The organism is Photobacterium lutimaris (assembly GCF_003025555.1).
In the GTDB taxonomy this organism is placed as follows: domain Bacteria; phylum Pseudomonadota; class Gammaproteobacteria; order Enterobacterales; family Vibrionaceae; genus Photobacterium; species Photobacterium lutimaris.
Genome location: NZ_PYMH01000001.1, coordinates 375,308 through 395,253, shown reverse-complemented (window position 1 = coordinate 395,253; position 19,946 = coordinate 375,308). Strand labels below are relative to the sequence as shown.

The 19,946-nt window shown below is 47.5% G+C and carries 18 protein-coding genes; 4 read left to right on the top strand and 14 right to left on the bottom strand.

Annotation, left to right across the window (positions count from 1 at the left end):
- Positions 1-114: 114 nt before the first annotated feature.
- From nifB to C9I99_RS01455, 13 genes are all read right to left on the bottom strand, one after another.
- Complete coding sequence (gene nifB / locus C9I99_RS01510) at positions 115-1,554, bottom strand: nitrogenase cofactor biosynthesis protein NifB (RefSeq protein WP_107347077.1); 1,440 nt, start codon at positions 1,552-1,554, stop codon at positions 115-117.
- 10 nt (positions 1,555-1,564) lie between these two features.
- Positions 1,565-3,781 carry a molybdopterin-containing oxidoreductase family protein gene (locus C9I99_RS01505; protein ID WP_133638204.1) on the bottom strand — a complete coding sequence of 739 codons (2,217 nt, stop codon included), beginning with the start codon at positions 3,779-3,781 and terminating at the stop codon, positions 1,565-1,567.
- A 7-nt stretch (positions 3,782-3,788) separates the two neighbouring features.
- Positions 3,789-4,694 (bottom strand): 4-hydroxy-tetrahydrodipicolinate synthase, encoded by a 906-nt coding sequence (gene dapA / locus C9I99_RS01500; RefSeq protein WP_107347075.1) that lies wholly within the window; start codon positions 4,692-4,694, stop codon positions 3,789-3,791.
- Between the two features lie 26 nt (positions 4,695-4,720).
- Positions 4,721-5,422, bottom strand: a complete 702-nt coding sequence (locus C9I99_RS01495; protein WP_107347074.1) for an amino acid ABC transporter permease — start codon at positions 5,420-5,422, stop codon at positions 4,721-4,723.
- A gap of 1 nt (position 5,423) precedes the next feature.
- A complete protein-coding gene (locus tag C9I99_RS01490) occupies positions 5,424-6,152 on the bottom strand; it encodes an ABC transporter permease subunit (RefSeq protein ID WP_107347073.1) in 729 nt (242 codons plus the stop codon).
- Between the two features lie 7 nt (positions 6,153-6,159).
- The gene (locus C9I99_RS27105; protein ID WP_166645345.1) at positions 6,160-6,309 is read right to left on the bottom strand and encodes a hypothetical protein; all 150 of its coding nucleotides are present in this window, start codon (positions 6,307-6,309) and stop codon (positions 6,160-6,162) included.
- A gap of 6 nt (positions 6,310-6,315) precedes the next feature.
- The gene (locus C9I99_RS01485; protein ID WP_107347072.1) at positions 6,316-7,617 is read right to left on the bottom strand and encodes a nitrogenase component 1; all 1,302 of its coding nucleotides are present in this window, start codon (positions 7,615-7,617) and stop codon (positions 6,316-6,318) included.
- A 10-nt stretch (positions 7,618-7,627) separates the two neighbouring features.
- The gene (locus C9I99_RS01480; protein WP_107347071.1) at positions 7,628-8,986 is read right to left on the bottom strand and encodes a nitrogenase component 1; all 1,359 of its coding nucleotides are present in this window, start codon (positions 8,984-8,986) and stop codon (positions 7,628-7,630) included.
- A 9-nt stretch (positions 8,987-8,995) separates the two neighbouring features.
- Positions 8,996-9,814, bottom strand: a complete 819-nt coding sequence (locus C9I99_RS01475) for a nucleotide-binding protein (RefSeq protein WP_107347070.1) — start codon at positions 9,812-9,814, stop codon at positions 8,996-8,998.
- 13 nt (positions 9,815-9,827) lie between these two features.
- Positions 9,828-10,463, bottom strand: a complete 636-nt coding sequence (locus tag C9I99_RS01470) for a hypothetical protein (RefSeq protein ID WP_107347069.1) — start codon at positions 10,461-10,463, stop codon at positions 9,828-9,830.
- A gap of 14 nt (positions 10,464-10,477) precedes the next feature.
- The gene (locus C9I99_RS01465) at positions 10,478-11,680 is read right to left on the bottom strand and encodes a B12-binding domain-containing radical SAM protein (RefSeq protein ID WP_133638202.1); all 1,203 of its coding nucleotides are present in this window, start codon (positions 11,678-11,680) and stop codon (positions 10,478-10,480) included.
- Positions 11,681-11,736: 56 nt separating this feature from the next.
- On the bottom strand, positions 11,737-12,843 hold the full coding sequence (locus C9I99_RS01460) for an amino acid ABC transporter ATP-binding protein (protein WP_107347067.1): 1,107 nt from the start codon (positions 12,841-12,843) through the stop codon (positions 11,737-11,739).
- Positions 12,844-12,928: 85 nt separating this feature from the next.
- A complete protein-coding gene (locus C9I99_RS01455) occupies positions 12,929-13,831 on the bottom strand; it encodes a transporter substrate-binding domain-containing protein (RefSeq protein WP_107347066.1) in 903 nt (300 codons plus the stop codon).
- 194 nt (positions 13,832-14,025) lie between these two features.
- Between C9I99_RS01455 and C9I99_RS01450 the strand changes: the two genes are divergently transcribed.
- The 4 genes from C9I99_RS01450 (at position 14,026) to C9I99_RS01435 (ending at position 19,445) form a co-directional block, all read left to right on the top strand.
- Complete coding sequence (locus C9I99_RS01450; protein WP_107347065.1) at positions 14,026-15,243, top strand: multidrug effflux MFS transporter; 1,218 nt, start codon at positions 14,026-14,028, stop codon at positions 15,241-15,243.
- A gap of 116 nt (positions 15,244-15,359) precedes the next feature.
- Positions 15,360-16,634: an ATP-grasp domain-containing protein gene (locus C9I99_RS01445; protein WP_107347064.1), complete on the top strand. Its 1,275-nt coding sequence runs from the start codon at positions 15,360-15,362 to the stop codon at positions 16,632-16,634.
- Positions 16,621-18,498, top strand: coding sequence for a hypothetical protein (locus tag C9I99_RS01440; RefSeq protein ID WP_107347063.1), 1,878 nt, complete (start codon positions 16,621-16,623; stop codon positions 18,496-18,498). The genes C9I99_RS01445 and C9I99_RS01440 overlap by 14 nt, the downstream gene beginning before the upstream one ends.
- Before the next feature lie 116 nt (positions 18,499-18,614).
- A complete protein-coding gene (locus tag C9I99_RS01435) occupies positions 18,615-19,445 on the top strand; it encodes a class I SAM-dependent methyltransferase (RefSeq protein WP_107347062.1) in 831 nt (276 codons plus the stop codon).
- A gap of 70 nt (positions 19,446-19,515) precedes the next feature.
- Here C9I99_RS01435 and C9I99_RS01430 read toward each other — a convergent pair whose 3' ends face one another.
- Positions 19,516-19,776 (bottom strand): HP1242/YdcH family protein, encoded by a 261-nt coding sequence (locus tag C9I99_RS01430; protein ID WP_107347061.1) that lies wholly within the window; start codon positions 19,774-19,776, stop codon positions 19,516-19,518.
- Positions 19,777-19,946 lie beyond the last annotated feature (170 nt).

Genomic DNA, 19,946 nt, shown 5'->3' with positions numbered 1-19,946 from the left:
GAGGTGTTTGAGCAAGATGAGTAAATTAAGCAACAGGCTTGTGCGCCACATTCTCCTGTCACTCAGACTCATTCCGTTAAATTGACAATAGAGCTCTACAATGGCTCGGGGTTATCAATTAAGCAGCTCGACAGTATGCTTCCTAAGCGCATATTCGATATCCTGATGGGCATAATCGGTAATAATGTTAATTCCTGCCGCCTGAAGCGTCAGCCGGGGCTTGCGTCCGATCTTCGCAACAAAAATACCATCGTACCCTTTGAGCTTATCAATCAGGGAAAGCAATACCCCCTCTTTGCCATGACCATTGGCACAATATTGCTCGACCTCAAGCCGTGAGTGGAGCGAACAGCCATAGGGATCTACCCTAAAGACCAAAAACTCTTGCGCGTGGCCAAAGTGAAGATTAATAAGGCTATCGCCTGTGGTCGCCACCACATAAAACCGAACGATACTTGAGTCAAGTGCGCTGAGATCTACGCTTTCACGTAGCGCCCTACGCCGGGATCGGATCGTTGTCACCGCCTGCTTATAGCGCAACAGTGAATGGCTATCGTACGAACGGGGTTCCGCAACCGAAGGCGCACCCGCCGATTCAAACATTGCCCTTTTATCCTGCCCCAGCCTACCAATGGCATCTGCCCGACATAACCGGCAGTGTTTCATGATTTGGATACCACCAGAGCTTTCCTCACGTACTGCATCGAGCTCTGCGGCTGTGGGTTCGCGCTGGCCGGCTTTGGAGAATGCCGTACCAAATTCCGGTTTGGAGATCAGCGGCATTACATTGTGAACAAAGGCACCGCGCTGTTGGATTTCACGGCTGACTTCGGCGATACAGCGATCGTTGATACCGGGAATATAGACGGTATTGACCTTAACCAACACCCCCTGCTGAGTTAACATCGAGACCGCCTCAAGCTGGCGGCCAATCAGTATCCTGGCGGCCTTCTCACCGCTCAAACGCTGGCCGTCATAGTAGATCCACGCATAAATCTTGGCACCGACTTCCGGGCGCAGGGTATTTATCGTTACCGTCACATGCTCGACGCCTTTGGCAACCAGTTCATCGACATGTTCGGGCAACATCAGGCCGTTTGTCGAGACGCAGAGCTTGAGGTTGGGGGCGACGCGCGAAAGCTCCGTGATGGTTTGCATCGTCTGTTTTGCCGACGCAAACGCATCGCCGGGACCGGCAATACCGACGACGGAAAGTTCCGGTATCTCCTTGGCAACAGCAAGCACCTTATCAACCGCCTCAAGCGGCTTTAAGCGCTTGCTTACCACCCCGGGCCTTGTTTCATTGGCACAATCAAACTTCCGATTACAGTAGTTGCACTGAATATTACACCGACTGGCAACTGGCACGTGCATTCTCGCGAAATAGTTGTGTGCCTCATCGCTGTAGCAAGGGTGATCCTCTATTTTGGCTCGCACAGCCATCGGCAGGTGATTAAGGCTATCGTCTTGAGAGCGAGGGACGGTACAGCCACGAGATTTACATGAGTTATCAGGGTGCGCATCTAGATTAACTACGGGTATGATTTCATCCATTATTTTTCATTCAAGTTAACTTGTTAATTGTTACCCACACTGCGCCAAAAATTGCATTACCACTGATCGGATGCAAATGACGACTATCTATGAGTTCATTGATGTTGTAGTTATGGGGTGTCGAGGAGAGTGCGCTGCCCCAGCCGTATAGCGCCCTAACGACACCTTGGCGTAAGACCGGGCTCACCTTGGCGCGGGCTACAAGCGAGGCTTTACCTTCAACATCCAACTTTACGAGATCACCCGTTTTTATCCCCTTGTCTTGCGCGTCAACATTGTTCAGCCATACATAAGGAGATGCCGAAGCCCCATCAAGCAGCGGTGTCAGCGAGTGGACATGGCCTAAAACCCGGCCGGTGATCAGCCGAAATCGCGCTTTTGACGAAGCTTGTGCATAACAGCTTGCTTCATTTCTGTAATAAGCCTGTTCTGCTAGTGTCTTAGCGCCATGAGGGTAGAGCTCTACTTTGCCTGTGGGGGTGGCGAAGCCTTGAGAGGTAAACTTTTGGTAGTGGATAGGCCTGGCCTGCATCCCTCCCTGCATGCGAAGCCCTGCCGTTTCGCCCGCCTTGCCGAGTGTTCTATCACACCAATCATCATCTCCAGCTAATGCCAGCAGAGGGGCAAAGCCATCTGATGAATCGAATGCTTGAGCTAAGCCCTGATAGATTTCGAGCGGTGAGCGGGTTGTCGCAGGCGGAGTAACCGCCATTTGACGCAGCCCTGTTAGCGGGATTGCCGATTCCTGCTCAGTGACCCCTTGCCTTTCGAGGAAATGGCGCATCGGCAGCAGATAATCGGCATACAGTGCCGTATCATGCAAAACACTATCATTGACCACAAGCAGGGATAACTGGTACCCATCACCGCTTCTGGCCGTCATCGCCTTACGCCACTGCGCACTGTCTGGGGCGGTAAGCAACGGGTTACCATGGGTTACAATCAGCGCTTTTGTCTGGTATTGGTGACCTCTGCATGGCCCTTCCATTATCGTTACACCATCGAGGATCTCGCTGGGGATCGTTGATACGACGCCATGAGATGCGAGGGGAAAGCGACCGCTGTAGTCTTTATGCTTGTCTGCCTGACCGGTCCTTAGCAAGTCGCTTGCATTGCTGAGAGACTTGTAGCGCGGCGGATCCCGTAGCAAGAGTCCGCCGGGCACATCAAGGCTACCGCGAAGTGCCGTGATAATCGCGGCTAGCCGGGTCGTGCAAAAGCCACTGTATTGGTGGGCAACGCCATTCTTGCCCACAGAAATAAGCAGTGGGTTCTCTGTGCAGACTAACGCTGATAATCGCTGCAAATACCGCTGTTCAAGGCCAGTCATATGCGCCGCCCACTCCAGGCTGTATCGCGTCAGTCCGCCATCCAATACGGGCGCCGACAATTCATGCTGCATGTTAGTAAAATCACTGACATGAACGTCTACAAAGTCATGGTCATAAGCGCCTGACTCGACAACGATCTTCAGCAAGTAAAGCAACAAACAAACGTCAGTCCCCGGTCGAATAGGAAGCCACAGATCCGCCAGTTTTGCGGTTTTTGTTTGGTAAGGATCAATCACGACCAGGGTCATTCCCTGCCGTTTTGCCTCGCAGATCCCTTGCCAAAACCAAAAATAGCGTATTGCCTCAGCCGGGTTTTCGCCGACCAAGATCAGCAGACGGCAATCGTGCTTTTCTCGGTATCCCAAGTTGGTCCAGGCTGGACGCTGAAGATCAGGTAAAGGCCGCTCTTGCTCTTCGCCAAACACCGACTTATAAGCCAAGCGTTTACTGGTATCGCACAGGCTGTTGTGATCTAAGATATTGGGCGTGCCATAGAGAAAAGCGAACCAATAGGCAACATCATGATCCGGCTTCTCGCCAAATAACATCGTCAGCGCTTCACTGCAGTATTGCTCACGGACCGCCTCAAGTTTTGTTGCAATGTCACGAAATGCCTGTTGCCAGCTTATATCAATAAACTTCCCTTCCCCCCGGGCGCCAACCCGTTTCTTGGGGGACAAAATTCGGCTGGGTGAGTGCAGTAGGCTAAGTGCCGACTTGATTTTAGGGCAGATTTTACCTCGGTTAACCGGGTGGGCCGGGTTGCCTTTTATTCTAACCTTGCCAGCTTCTTCCGAAACCAACAAGCCACACTCACTCGAACACATATAGCACAAGGTTGCGACTAGCGCCGCCCCCTCGCCAAGCGGATCGTCCTCTCGCGTTGCCACACTCACGCAGGGCTCACACTGGTACCACACTCTTGCTCAGAGCGCTATCCACTGTCCGCATCGCCGCCTCCACTCTTTGCCTATTGCTCTCGGTAACCGGTAGCAGAGGTTTGCGCAGCTCATAAGGTATATCGAGCTTCAGGGAAACAGCGTACTTGACGACCACGGGATTCGCTTCGAGGAATAAGGCTTTTATAACCGGACGTAGCAGGCGGTCCAACTCACTTGCCTGCTGGAACTTACCGTCACGGACTAGCTGATGTATCTGGATCAACGGCTCAGGGTAAACACACGCAGCTGCCATGATCCCACCATTACCGCCGAGCGTGGAAAGCTGATAGAGCAGCGTGTCTTCGCCTGTCAAGATGGCAAAATCTTGATCATAGAAATGATGAGCGAGATCGGTCATTTGCTGAATATCACCGGAACCTTCCTTGATCCCTTTGATATTGGCAATTTCTGACAGTCGGACAACAGTATCAACACTGATATTAGATCCGGTTCGAGCTGGGATGTTATATAGAATGACATCGATATTGACTGAGGCAGCGACATCTGCAAAGTATTGGTAGATACCCTCTTGTGATGGACGGTTATAGTAAGGTGATACCACCAGCACCGCGTCAGCTCCAGCCAGCTCAGCCGCCTGCGATAATTTAATGGCTTCATAGGTACTATTTGAACCCGTTCCAGCAACAACTTTTATGCGCCCTGCAACTTGCTCAACAGAAAACTGAATGACTTTATTGTGTTCATCATGTGACATCGTACAACATTCGCCAGTGCTGCCACAGGGAACAATACCGGCAACACCCACACTGATATAATATTCGATTGACTGACCCAAACTCTCCCAATCGATATCCCCATTTTTAAAAGGGGTCACTAGGGGAACGTATATTCCTTCATAAGTGTTCATATTAGTCCTTTTTAATTAATTTTATTTTACTGTAATCCATTTACGCTTTGATATACGCATCTACTACTTACAATTCGCTCAACAAATGAAAATAGCGAGCATACAACATAATAACCTAAGCCTGTAACGATATAGATAAAGATTAAGGAATCTGGATCACGATTAGCAATGATGCTTCCCGTTTGGGTCAACTCAACCACACCTATAATATATATAGCACTCGTATCCTTAAACAGTGAAATACATACGCCAATCAAAGCTGGCAACATACGAATCACTACCTGAGGTACTATAATATAAACAATAATGCTAAAACGATTTAAACCATTAACTTTGGCAATTTCGATAGCTCTATGTTCAATAGAGTTAAGCCCGCTTCTAAAGACCTCTGACATATAAGCAGTTTCAATAAAAACAATCGCGTAAAAGCCACCTTCTATCAGGCCGACGTCAATCCCAAAAAACGCAGGCAGTAAACTATAGAACCAAAAAATCATCAAAATCAAGGGCGTTGATTTTGCGCATTCAATATATAACTTACTCAAAACGCGTAATGGCATTAAACGGCTGCCACTTAGACATGCCACCAACAAGCCGAGTACGAAACAGGTTGGAATGGCGACCAAAGCCAAGCCGAGGTTTATCATCAGACCTCCGGTTGTTGCTCCGAGCCCGAAGTAGAGGTCAACCATGAGATCCCAATAATACGACAGCGCGTTTATATCCAAGCTATCCTCCAAGCAGATCAAATCTCGGCCATCGCAGATGGCTGAAAAGTACGTGTTCGAGTGTAATAATTGCCCTCGAAATCAAGAGACTGGAAACAATGTAGATAACCGTAACCACGGTCGTGACTTCAATGCTCGCAAACGTTATTGACTCAATTTCTTGGGACTGCCATGTTAGTTCAGGTACACTGATCAGCATCGCGAGTGATGTATTCTTAAAATTGTGTACCAAACGTAAGTTCATCGCAGGAAAAATTGAAATGAGTAACCCTGGCACAACAATTAACCATGCGATCTGATATTTCTTCAAACCCGAAACACGGGCAACATCGTATACGCCTCTTGGAATAGCACCATAGCCTGACTTAATAACATCACTCATATAAGGCGCACAGTTGAGAGTTAATCCAGCAACCGCTGAATAAAACCCGAAATATTGGTAACCATTGATCATATCCCTTATCTCTGCGGGAAACAGAACTGGAAACAAGATATAGCATGCAAGCATAAGAAACGGTGCTGGCGTATTCTTCAATAAATGGCAAATCACTTTAGCGATTTTTGATACTAGCTTGTAATTTGATAATTCAGCAAACGCAAAAGCCCCTCCCAACATAAGAGATAGCATGGATGAAAATATAAACAGGCCAGCTGTATAGTAAAAGCCCATTAAAAGTGAATCTAACCAAAATGGTGATAAAACAAGATCCCACCTAAACGCGTAGCTCATAATTCACCTAGCAGCAGCTGCTCCTCTTTCTCTTTATATTGCTCAGGTCATTGTTGCGTTGATAGCCGAACTTTTTATTGAGCTCTTCTTTTGTCAGCTGACGCTCCTGCGGTTGAGGGAGCTTTTCTGCTTTGCTCTTTTCTTGCTCTTGACTCATGATCGGTTAAAACCTCATTTGAATAACGGCATTAATGATTTGCTCGGCCAAAATGAGTACCCCTTTGAATCCGACATGATATTCCTCGCGCATACGTATCATCCGGGCCCCCGGATAGCTGATATTGATGTAGCTCGGTTCACAGAACGTTTTGCATAATTGGTATTCAAAGTCGTTAGCCAGGAGAATGGCCGGTTTGACTGCAGTGAGCTCTTTTTTAATGACCATGTTGTCATCGGTACACACAAAACGACAGTCTCGATACTCATCAGCCAGCGCCTGAATATGATCCTTGTCCAATTCGGTCGCCTTAATGATCGCAAGGCAAGGGGTGATACCCAGTTCGCGGCTCAAGGTATGCATATACGCGCTGACTTGCTCCTTATCACCAATGACGGCGGTGGCACTTCGCTGGGCAAGCTCCAAAGGATTAAGGTTGGCCATTTTCCCCAGTGCCGCCCGAAAATAGGTCCGGGTGGTATCAGCGAGGTCATCATAACGCTGATGGTTATTGCGAGAAAAAAAGTGGTCAACGTTATCCATAAAGTGCACACAATTTTCCAGGCCGATTGGCAGTACTGGAGCCAAGTATGGCGTACCGAACGTCTGCTCAAGCTGCTTAGCCAGCGGCTCCCCTACCTCACTGTTGATACACACATTGAGCTTCGCGCGCCCAGCATCTGCCAAAGCGGTCGTCTCGCTATCGCAAAACAGCAGGTTCACGGTATATCCCGCCTCTTCCAACAATTGCCTGACCGCATTTGCTTCATCCTTCCAGCGCGATGTCGTCCCAATATGGGGAATAAGGTTAATATCGGGTGCCGGTTGTTTACTGCAGCATGCAGGCCTGGCGAGATGCTCGGTGATCACGCCCATCGCATGGGGGACGGACTCTGCATGGTTCTTCTTAAACCCTACCCCCTCGACTTTGACTATCGGGCATGCAATCTCTTCTTTGAGCGAGTATATGACCCCGTCAACATCATCCCCGATAATTTCCGAGCTGCACGTCGTCACCACGACAATCAGGCTGGGGGCATTGTCGTAATAGGTATCGAGAATTTTGTCGCGGATCACTTCTTCGTTACCGAACACAACACTGCTTTCGCACATTTCGGTATAATTGTAAGGAAAGTTGCTCTGCAGCGTGGCTTCATAGACGGGATACAGGCATCCCTTTGGGCCATGCACAACAACCGCTGCGTTCTTGACCTGTGCGGCGACTTGACCAACCCCAAGAATCGAGCAGCGCGAGGCGGGATCGATATAGGCACAGTGCGTGTCATCCGTAAGTGCTAGTCCTTGCATTATTTTCTCCTTAACCCGAATAGGTAACTTCGCTGATAAGCGAGTACCGACTGCGTCTGCGTCCGAGCTCGTCGCAGATTTTCTGGTAGATTAGCTTGGCGCCTTTCAGGCCATATACCTGATTGTTGGCAAAGCGGTACCGGAATACATCGAACTCATGAAAATAGTCGTCGTTACAAAATATCACTGGGTTATCGAGTTGATGGGCAAGGGCCCGCACTTCATCAATACCACTGAGAATGGTGATATAGGGATCAAACTGACCATCAAGCTCCTTTTTGAAGATCTTCAGCTTGTCGCGCACTATTGCCGGGTCTATCCCCACAATCAACGGCGTGAGGCCAAGATCCTGTGCCAATTTCGCCATCGCGATAAGCCGCTCTCCAGTCTGGGTCCAAATAATGGCCACCCGGCCTTTGCCTATTTTGTCACGGGCTTTCTGGCGCAACGACTTGGTCTGGGTGATTTCATCATGCAGCTCGGGCGAAAATTCGGTATCCAAAACCGAGGCAATTTCGCCTAACCAATGGAGAGTATTGTCCAAGCCTACCGGAGTGGTGGCTTTAACCATCTTCGTCCCAAAGTGCTCCTCCATTCCCTGAAACAGGGACATACCAAAATAAAAACAAAGGGCAACATTGACTTCAGCTTCTCGCAGCGCCATGACCTCATCGAAGCTTTTCCCTTTGTGGAAAACACTATTGACTGTCAGTCCCATCAACTCCATAAGACGCACAGACTCTTCGATTTCCCGCACCTGAGTATCCCCACGAAGCCACCGTCGCAGGAAGACATTGACACTCTTTTTCTTCACCGGTACAGACGACTGGCGAGCCATAAGTTCAACGATCTTCTCAAAGGCGTATTCGGTTCCGATCCGGTAGGACTTACCGGTAAAGCCCCCGGTATCGAGCCAAGTTGTCTCGGTTTCCCCGCCAGAGGCCATCCCGACAATACCACCGACATCGTCACCGATAATATCCGCGCAGCAGTTGGTGATCACAGCCAATAATTTTGGCTGCATATCAGAGATAACCTGACTGACAGCCTGCTCGAGCTTTTGCTCACCGCCAAAAACAACATCGTTCTCTTTAAAGTCAGTAGAGAGGTGCGGCGCCGTATCACAACTGTCCTGGCTACCCTGGGGGATCAAAAAACGACGGTTGTTGATACAGCCGGCGGTTCCATGAGTGAGAACAACGCAGTCTTTGATATAGCTAAAGACGTCTGACGCCCCCCAGAAGGCGCAAAACTGGTGCATATCCAGGCTTTCATTAATATTGATCCAATCTTTCTCTATGCCATACACCAGATCGCTCAATCTCCCAATCGACGAGCTAGCGGTTTCAATCCTTTGATCTATCTCCATCCCATCCACCTATCGCGCTGCACTTAACATAGACTCAAACGCCTGATCATCCATCGGGGTGGGAATGCTGCAAATTTGATTATCAAGGATGGTTCTCGCTAATTGACGATACACGTCGGCATGGGCCGACTCCGGGGCAAACTCCAATACGGTTTTCCCTACCATTTCCGACTCTTGCACTATGTTGTCGCGCGGTACAAATTTCACCACTCGGCTCCCGAGACGGTCGGCCAGCATGCTAACATTCTCTTTCTCAAGGAAGGCGTTGCGCTCATTGCAGATGAGACCACCAAGGCGTACTTTGCCGCCACGCTCAGCAAAACGTTTAATCCCTTTTGCAATATTATTAGCGGCATACATTGCCATCATCTCGCCTGAGGTAACCTCATAGACAAGCTCGGCATAGCCAGCCCTCAGCGGCACGGCGAATCCACCGCACACAACATCCCCAAGGACGTCATAAAGCACGATATCAATGCCGAGCTTGTTGTATACGTCCAACTTGGTCAGAAACTCGAGTACCGAGATCACCCCGCGTCCGGCACATCCAATCCCCGGCTCGGGCCCCCCCGCCTCAACGCAATAAACACCTTTATAGCCTTCATGGACGACGTCCTCGATACTGATTTCGTGGATCCGCTTGTCTTTGGTAATACTCAATACCGACGGGATCTTCACACCACCGGTGAGGTTCTTGGTCGAATCCGCTTTGGGATCGCAACCAATCTGCATCACTTTGTACCCCATCTCTGCCAGCGCGACCGAGAGGTTGGCAGATGTTGTTGATTTCCCAATTCCACCTTTGCCGTAAATAGCTAGCTTTAGCATGTTATTCCTACTCTTATGATTGGATGACTAGGTGACGCTCGGCACCTAAGAAGCTGTCAATGGACAGTACGATATGGCCGTCTTGGTAATTGGCTACCGCACTAAACGTTCCCGCGTTTACCACCGAAAGTAGCTGCGCAACTGTTTGGCTGTCTGCCATACTGGAAAAATACATGGGCAGGTAACTGTGGAAGACCGCCGACAGGCTACGGCACTCCTGAGCAAAACCACTCCTCCTCACAGCGGCTTCGGTCAACGAAGGATGAGTATCCAGGCTTAACTCAATTTTTTTGAAGCCTAACGACGACATGTGCTGGCAACCATGCTGCAACATCAGCCGGATGTTTGAATCCGGTTCTTTGCATGAACCAAGATGAATCAGCTCAAGGCTGGCCAACTTTTCTTCCGGTTTACTCAGTTCAAATACCATCACGGCACAAGGCTTCTGATCCCCAAACCTGTCGCTGCACCACAGTACAAGGGTAGGATTCAACCTAAAGTACGACTCATCTTTAGTGTCGCAACAACAGGTCTCGCTTCCAGATTCAGGCTGTATCAATTGTTCGCTGTACAAGTAGTTCAACACGACTTGTTGGTTACTGTTATCGAAGGCAGTAACGCTGTAACAACCTCTTCGCTCTTCGTTCATGATCACTCCTTGCATTAACAACGGACGCAGCAACGGTTGAAGCCGCCGCCCATAGCAGATACCCGTTGACGGTATAGTTCATCGACCTCCTGATCAGGGTGGCACCAATCATAGCCAAACTCAGTTTCGCTCAACTCGATACCTTCAAGATGGGGGGTGCCCAAAAGATTAGAATCTTTAGTTAGCATAAGGCGGGTCGTCGATTGGACCGGGTCGATGATCTCTGTAAGCCCAATCTCGGCCAGATACTGCTCCCCCGCCAATATCGTGGCCTTGTCGACCCAAGGGGTAAAAGTGATCAGCGTTGGGTTGACAACAATACCGGTCGTCTTGATCAGCTCAGCCAACGCCCCGAGGTCCTTGGTCCGATAACCTTTTTGCAGTGCCTTTAGCACCTTGTCATCGGGAAATTCAATGGCCGTCGTGATAAACCGGCATCCCTTGTCAAAAAAGGCAATGAAGGCGTCTTTATAGCGCAACAGTCTGTCGACACGGGTAATAACATCAAAGGTCAATTGCGGGTAGGAGCGATACATTGCATCGATAATTGCCGGCGTGTGTGTCGCATTATTCATAAACTCAGGGTCTGTAAATGAAATGTGCTCCGCACCATTTTCAACCGCGAAGGCGATTTCTTCCATCACGCACTCGAGCTTTTTATAAAGGACTTTTCCCTTGGCCAGTGAAAACACACTACAATGCGTACATTTGAATCGGCACCCTTCCGTGGTTTCAATATTGGCAACCACCTTGTCGTTTATCAGTCCACCCGGGTATACATAATGCTTAAAACCCAATAAAGATTCTCTATCTGGGATTATATTATGGTCATTGACAGTTTTTAATCCCGTAAAGAACCCTGCTACATCAGAGGGGATCGCAACGGAATATTGGGTTTCAAGCTCGACTTTATTTAATATCGCATGCGCACCAAACAACGCGACTTTCGCTTTAGGGTTTAATTCCCTAACAACATCAAGCAGTTTAATCGCTGTCGTTATTGAGTCAGATAATGGTACAGAAATAGCGATATTATCAAAATTTTTCACTAGTTTTGTATCAAGAGACTGTACAAAACAATCAACCACTCTAACTTCACAGCCACTTTGTTTTAATTGCCTCGATAGTTTTGCTGCGGTAAGAGGCTGTAAATAAGCCTCATAGGTCGACAACACCAGAACACTAACCGGTGTTTCTTTCATCTTTATATTGGTCAAGATTTATCTCCGAATTACTCTTTTCGGCTTATCGCACAATAGAATATTATCTGAACTTAAATTATTGCCGTCTCGATTAAGTGCAATGCTGGTTTTGACATACTGGTTTGTTCAATAGGTGGATGATCCGATTCAATCATTCCTAATACCAATTGATTCCATATAATATCTTTCGCAAATGTAGTCACCTGATAATCGCTTGCATTACCGAGCAATTGATATGACTTGGTGGCTATTGAAACATTCTGCCCACAGCAATAGTCAATATATATATCGACAATACCCAGCCTCAACAACACCTCGGGACTAATATTTTCGAAGTGGTGAAATTTTGCTTTGCTTGCTAATTTTCGCTCCATCACTGTAATAAAAGGAAGATGCTCTACATGAAGCCCGCCCCTCACTCCGACATTAATATTCTTTGTTAGACGGATACGATCATGGGTGGATACGCTAGATACACTTTGCGAGAATAGCTCTTTGCCAATTAACGAACGCGGCCTTGTCACAAGATCATATGGCGTACTTATCTCATGTACCTCGCCGCGGTCCATGCATACAACACGATCAGCAATCATATTGGATATACTCAACTCGTGTGTCACAACTACCACCGTACAATGACGTTCGGTCAGCCGTTTTATTGTCCCAATAACTTCCTGAGTACTGATGGTATCAAGAGCGGAAGTAGGCTCATCAAGCAACACCACTTCAGGCTCCATTGCCAAAGCCCTGAGTATCGATATCCGCTGTTTTTGCCCACCACTCAGTTCGTGGGGATAAGCATCAGCCTTCTCGAGCAAATTAAACTCTTGCAGCAAGTTCAATGCGAGGGCCTGCGCCTTCTTCTTTGATATGCCTTTGACCCGACAAGGTGCCAACGCAATATTGTTAACAGCGCTAAGGTGCGAATACAGAAAAGGCTCCTGCAGTACCAGCCCTATCCGCCCGTTAAAAGTGCGACGTTGGACAGGCTCACCGTCGATGGAAATGGCACCTGCCGAGGGGTTCGTAAGTCCAGCGATCATCCTTAGCAGAGTACTCTTGCCTGACCCACTCGGTCCACAAATAACGACAGCCTCACTAGATCTGATATCGAACGAGACGTTCGATATTACAGGGACGCCATCAAAGTGCTTACTAACATTATTAATTTCAATCATCTATCATCACTTTGTAGGCAACAAGTCGTGAAACAATCAACGGGCACAGCCACGCTCATACAGGTACTTCCCCTTACCGAACCAATTACATTGGCCATATCGGTGGCAGCTTAGGCTCACCGGGCAAGGAGTATTGAGAAGATGGGCCAAACCACTTGTCGTAAATTGCTCGCCACTCGCCTGAGAGGTGCATATCCCGCAGAATAAAGTTCACCTCATCGCGCAGTTTTGATTGATTTTCTGGTACACCAATAGAGAAGAATGTAGGACTGAATATCTCGCCGACGGCTTCATATTGGCTGTCACCGCCTGACGTTCCTAACAAAATAACGGTGTCGTTGGTGTAGCCATCGACCTTATTCGTTTTTAATGCCAATAAACACTCTGCGTTACTTTGAAAAGAAAGAATCTGTGGATTAGGATCGCCCAACTCGATGAGCTTCTCATGAAGAGCGGTGCGCGCATTGCTTCCCTGTACGACAGCAACCCGCTTACCGACGAAGTCTTGTAGAGAGCTAAAGCGTCCGCGCTTAGCCAATATACGCTTACCGTCATAAAGATAGACGTCGCTAAAGTCGATCACCTTATCTCTTCCGACAGTGTGGTTCATACTGGAAATAACAATGTCGACCTTGCCCGTAACCAGAAAACTAACTCGTGTTTTATTATTGACCTTAACCAAGTTAGCGGTTTTCCCCATGTGCTTAGCAATTGCTAACGCTAAATCCACGTCGAAACCAGTATGTACTCCATCATCATCAATATAATTCATCGGCGGAACCATATACCCCACGCCAATATTTATTTCCTCTCTAGCACTAATTTCATTTAATAAATTCCTAGCTTGAAGCTGAAGTGAACTGAGCGAAAACAAAATACAAATAAAAGATACGATCCTACGCAAAACATCAACTCCATTGATTATTGACAGACGTGTTATTAATGATAATGAAAAATAAAACTCAAAAAACAATAACAGTCTAGTCATGAGTATTCTTGATCAAAATCAATTAACATAAAGAACAATAAAAAACGCCAGCAAATAATTTTCGCTTAAAATTAAATTTTATGACTTGTTTGCCAACGGCAATGTTAAAGGCATTACTGTATTTATGTTTTTATTGACAAGATAAAGAAAAGGTAGGATATATAATTTAGCTATTCGATATGAGTTGACCCAGAATGTCCGATATAAATAAAGCACAAAAAACTTTAATCCTGTCATTACTAGTTATTTTATGCACGATACCTTCATTAGCATCAGATAGTTATCTACCTGCTCTTCCATTAATGACAGAATATTTCGCTACAACAACGAGTGTATTACAGTACTCTGTTTCCATTTATTTCGTTGGATTTGCTATCGCCCAACTCGCTTACGGCCCTGCTTCTGATTATTATGGTCGAAAACCTCTTATTATTTTCGGCTTGATAATAGCATTATTAGGCTCCGCTATTTGCGCTTTATCTACCTCTATATCCACTTTTCTTCTGGGTCGGTTAGTTCTTGGGATCGGCGTTGCGGCCAGTATTCCTATCGGACGAGTGATTTTGACTGACCTGTACGACAAGAAAGACGTTTCGAAAGCGGCGTCACTACTTAACAGCATTTTTGCCGTTCTACCGGCTTTTTCCCCAATATTAGGCGCTTATCTAGTTAAGTATTTTGACTGGCAATCCACATTCATTTTTGTGCTAATACTGTCGGTATTGGTGTTGCTACTTATCCTACGTTTTTTACCAGAAACAAATCAGCAGAGATTTAGCAAAGACGCGACTAAAGGAAAGCTCCTTGCAAACTATCGCCGCCTATTCGCCAGCCGCAGCTTCGTTGCCTATAGTCTGTGCACCTGTCTAGCCTATGCGGGTGTTATCGCTTATACCACCTCCAGCCCTTTTTTGTTCCAGAGCCTACTGGGTCTGACTATGGAACAATTTAGCTGGCTAACTATCACGATTACTCTCTCCTACATCACAGGAGGGTGGTTGAACAACCGCCTTATCGATAAACACACAATCGACCATGTGATTGCCATTGGTCTCACTACCATGTTGCTTTCCTCGTTGAGCCTGACATTGATTGGTGTGGTCGGTATTCTCAACCTCTACGCCTTGGTGATACCAATGTGCTTTTTCATGGTTGGTACGCGGCTTATTTTTGCCAATGCCATGGCTGGCGCCCTGTCTGATTTTCGAGGCATAACGGGGGTCGCCTCATCGCTTTATGGTTTTTTCCAGATTGCCGGCTCGGTCCTCACCAGTGCTTTGATCGGGTATTTGCCCAAATCAAGCCAACTTCCGCTGGCGTTGGTTTTATTAGTCGGTAGCTCGTTTGCTTTGTGCCAATTTCTGTACTTCATGCGACAAAACCAGCTACTGATTTCAAACGAATTGAACTAACACTTCCCTGCTCGGCTATTACCCATCTCCTACTCAACACAGCATATAAGATAATGCGGTGGGGGTATCCCATGATGGAAAGCTGAGTCAGATTGGTTTAAAGGAGCCCTAAGATTATGACGTTCCCTGAGCGCACCATCTACCTTCTGCATCGCCAATGCAGTGCAGATATCAGTATCGATTTTGCATTGTTGCGCCAGCACATCAAAGGCAAATTCTATCTCATCTGCTCAAATTGCTTTCGAAGTCACCTTCGCCGGCAACGCAAGGACATCTACTTCGATGCGATACTTTCAGTCCCCTCTATGGATGATTTTTCAGCCATCACCGAGGCCATCGAGGCTAACGTCGATATCCAGCATGAGCAGTTCGATATCTTATCGATTGAAGAGCCTACCGTGTCACTGTGCGGCAAGCTAAAACGCCATTATGGGCTTCAGGACTTTGACCATGAATCCTATGTCGATAAGCTCGAAATGAAAGCCCGGTTACGCAATAGCGGTATTGTGATCCCTCAACATCAAGCATTATGTCGTCAAACCTGGCTTAATGCCCCGGCAAGCTATCTTGACCAGCTTGTCGCCACGATCCCTTTTCCCTGTTTTATCAAGCCCATTGATCAAGCCGGTGCGGTAAGAGCAGCAAGGCTGGATAACCAGGATGCACTGGAGCACTGGCTTGCCAACTGGCAGGATGACGGTTACCAGTACGAAATAGACGAGTTTATTGATGGCACTCTTTACCATTGTGAATCAATACTCCGGCACGGCGAAATCATCTATTCGCAAGTGAACGAATACTCAACCCCATGCTTTAACATTACACTTGGCCAGGCTCTGGGTAGCATCACGCTGGCGGAAACCGATCCCGACCATATCAACATCAGCATCATGAGCAGGAAAGTCCACGCCCTGCTAGCACCAATCAAGCATGGGGTTACTCATCTTGAAGTCTTTAAGAAACATGATGGCACTTTGGTATTTCTTGAAATTGCTTACCGTCCACCAGGCAACCTCGCTTCAGAGATGTATCTTCAGCGCTGCGGCATCCCACTCAAGGAGCTGCACATTTTCATCCAGGTTGACCCAGAAATGGATCTTGCGTTTACACCCACCAATTACGTTGCTCGCTATATCTACCCACTACCTCCCATGGAGGGGGTCGTCAACCGGATCAACCCTCCTCAGCTAACGAGTGATTTCCAAACATATTGGAATTACCACGTCGGCGATGCCGTCAATGCCAACACGGGCCTGTGCAAGAATGCAGGGAGAATGCTGTTATGGAACGACGACGAAACGGCACTCCGTGCCGATTTTGAGAAGCTGAGATCCTATTACCCATATACCGTTACACCTTCATACGAGGTTATCTCAGATGCCCAATTGTAAGGTTCTGTTAGCCGGTATAGGCAAAGACTCTCACTCTGTCGGCCTCTACCTGCTTAAACTCTCCTTAGCCGAGCGCGGTTTTGATGTTGATTTTCGAGGGATCCAAAACACCCCGGAAGACTTCAAGTCTTTGAGCAAAGATTACCAACTCGTGATGCTATCGACCCTTGACGGCCATGCTTCGCTATATCTCCAGAGCTTCACGATTAGCGAACAGGACAAACAGGGAGCGCTTTGGGTGATCGGCGGCAATCTGACCATCGACGCTGAGCCCGGTGATCTTGCCAATGCATTCAAAACAAAGGGGTTCGATTTGGTTTACCCCAAGTATGTTGACCTGACCACTTTTTATTTGGAACTAGAGCAGCTGTTTACTTCCAACAACAAAGCATTTCCCCAGCCAAAAACAAAGTATGCACAGGCGGGGATCCACTGGCACTCGCTATCACGCATCGAGGAACTGGATACTGACAGATCTTTCATGCAGGCAAGATCACAAGTGTTGGCCTCGCACCCCAATGGACAAGCAGCAGCCGATCTGCAAAAGAACGGGCGTTTTCTTGCCCAGCAGCCATCTTTTAGCCATATTGTCAGCTGCTCCAAATCGCATTACCACCTTCCGGTCCTCCAACCGCGATCTGGCGTCTCTAGCGCGGGTGAGCAATTGCGCTATTTTGAGCACTTTAGTTCCCAAGGCGTCGAAATACTCTCGTTTCAAATAGACTCGCTGACCCGAAACAATGATTACAACGGTGCCGAGGAAGGACTAAAGCAGAACAAGCTTAACGGATTCCCCCTTATTAATCATGGCGTTGAATCAGTAAGTGCAATTTGTCAAGCCGTCGCTCCCCCGATACAAGTTCGCCACAGTACCAAAGATCCTCGGCTTCTTGCTGAAATCAGCCTCGCGGCAGGCTGTACGTCTTTTGAGGGAGGCCCAATATGTTATAACCTTCCCTATTACAAAGACTATTCACTTGCCGAGTCACTCAACCGCTGGGCTTACGTCGATCAACTATGCGCCTATTACTACCAACATCATGGCGTTGCTATTGATCGCGAGTTCTTTGGTACCCTGACGGGCACCCTGATCCCCCCCTCGCTGGCCATTGTCAGTAATATCCTTGAAATGCTGACCGCCATCAGCCATGGGGTCAAAAACGTGTCGCTCGGCTACGCTGAGCAGGGTTGTCGCAGCCAAGATATCGCTGCAATCGCTGTGATGGGTGAACTCGCCGAGCAAACCGCTGCCGCTCACGGCTTTAATGACATCACCATACAAACGGTATTCCATCAGTACATGGCTGCGTTCCCGGCAACCCGTGAGCGTAGCGAGCAGCTCATCTATGCCTCAGCGCAGACGGCTGTACTCGCCGGTGCTGACCGCTTGCTCTACAAAACGGCAGCCGAGTTCAATAATATTCCAAGCCTGAAAGACAACACCGAAGCACTCCAGTTGATTCAAAGTGCTATGCATGACATAGCAACAGCCGACTGGGAAAGGGTGAATATTGAAAAGACGATTATTCATCAAGAGGCCACTGAGCTTCTCACAGCGATTCTAAGCCACCAGACTGACTACCGCGACGCGATTATTAACGCCTTTAACCGCGGCTGGCTTGATATCCCCTTTTCGCCGAGCCGGTACAACATGGGCAAGGTTACGACCGCTAGAGATAATAACTACGCAGTGCGCTATCTTGACTGCGGTAGCCTCCCTCTCTCCGCCGCGAGCCAAAAGCGCAACTACGATATGGTCGAAGCAAAGAAAAAGAAATGCCATATTTCCACCAATGCCGAGTTGCTCGAGCATGACTTGTTGCTTATACCCAGAGGCCAGTATCGACAATGGCCGCTGTCCTAAACCAAGTGACAACATATACCGAAGGTCATGCCCTGTTCATCATGACTTAATTATTCACAAATACATTCCTCTCCTTGTGGCAAACAGCCACAATCGATGGATCCATGAGAAGCACTATGAGCTGGCACCTTTCTTACTATCAAACAGGCGACTTAGCATCGCGCTATGATTATCAAATATATTTCGAAGACTTCAGGATCAATAATGAAATTGCGGTTGTTAGGCAACTGTTGAGGCAACGGAGCAATACGAACCTCGCTCTTTTAAACCTCGCTTGCGGTCCAAATGCAGCGCATAGTATCGCCTTAGCAAACGAAGACGCCTTCTCATATGTTGATCATATAGATATTAACAAGCAGTTCCTTGCGCTTAGCAAAAGTCAGTTCAACGCCAGCTCAAAGCGCCATCAGGCATTGACCGATGAAGGTAAGTGCCAATATATCGAAATGGACATGCAGACTTTGGCACAACAAAAAATAAAGAGAAAGTACAACTGCATATGTCTCTTTGGTAACAGTTTTGGTTTTTTCGATCATTCCGTAAACCAAGCCGTGCTACACAGCCTCTACCAACGCCTGGACCATGACGGCTTACTCTTCCTGACCGTGCCAAAATATGACGTCAATCTCGCTAGAGATAAGTCTAACCCTTTCACATTTAGTGTAAGCAAAGAAGATGGCACCGTATTCAAAAGCTCTCGTACTTATAACAAGCACACTCAGCAATCAGAGTGTATAACGAAAAAATATATCCATGGTCAACTTGAAGAGACAACCCATCGCTCCATTGCAATATATCCGGTAGAGATTAATGAGCCAGGAAAATACTCTTATCGAAAATTCCAGCAACAATTGGGCTTCCGCAGTGTCGAGCTTAAGACGCTGCCACACAATCCGAATTCGAAAGGACTAATGATGGACTTAGACATGATTGTTCTTCAAAAGTAACAACGGTAAAGAATTGATATAAAATACAAAAGCCTTGTGATGCATCACAAGACTTTGATTTGGGCTGACTCTATTCGTTGCCAGCCTGCTCATGGTGTTTGGTAAGCTGTTTATAAAGCACATCTTTTAACACCATACGCTGGTGTTTTAAATCATGCATATTGGTGTCATCAATCGGGCTACCTGAGATTTCCAACTGACGAATGTCATAATCAAGTTCATGGTAGCGCTGGAGTTCGGCTTTAAACGTCGGATCATCGTGGTTGAGCTGGACAATATCTAATTTGAGTTCTGGAAAATCTAAAATAAACGCATGGTTTTCATTTAGCATCGGCATTCCCTCATTAGGTGGCGTACCACCTAGTATAGAATCTACATAGGCGAAAAACTGTGTCCTAGCTTTTATCGCGAACGAAATAGCGTTGCAAAGTGCTGTCCTAATCGGTGCTGCCCATGACGTGGCGTATTCTGAGCTTTAAAAGCCAATTTTGCGCTCTGCTT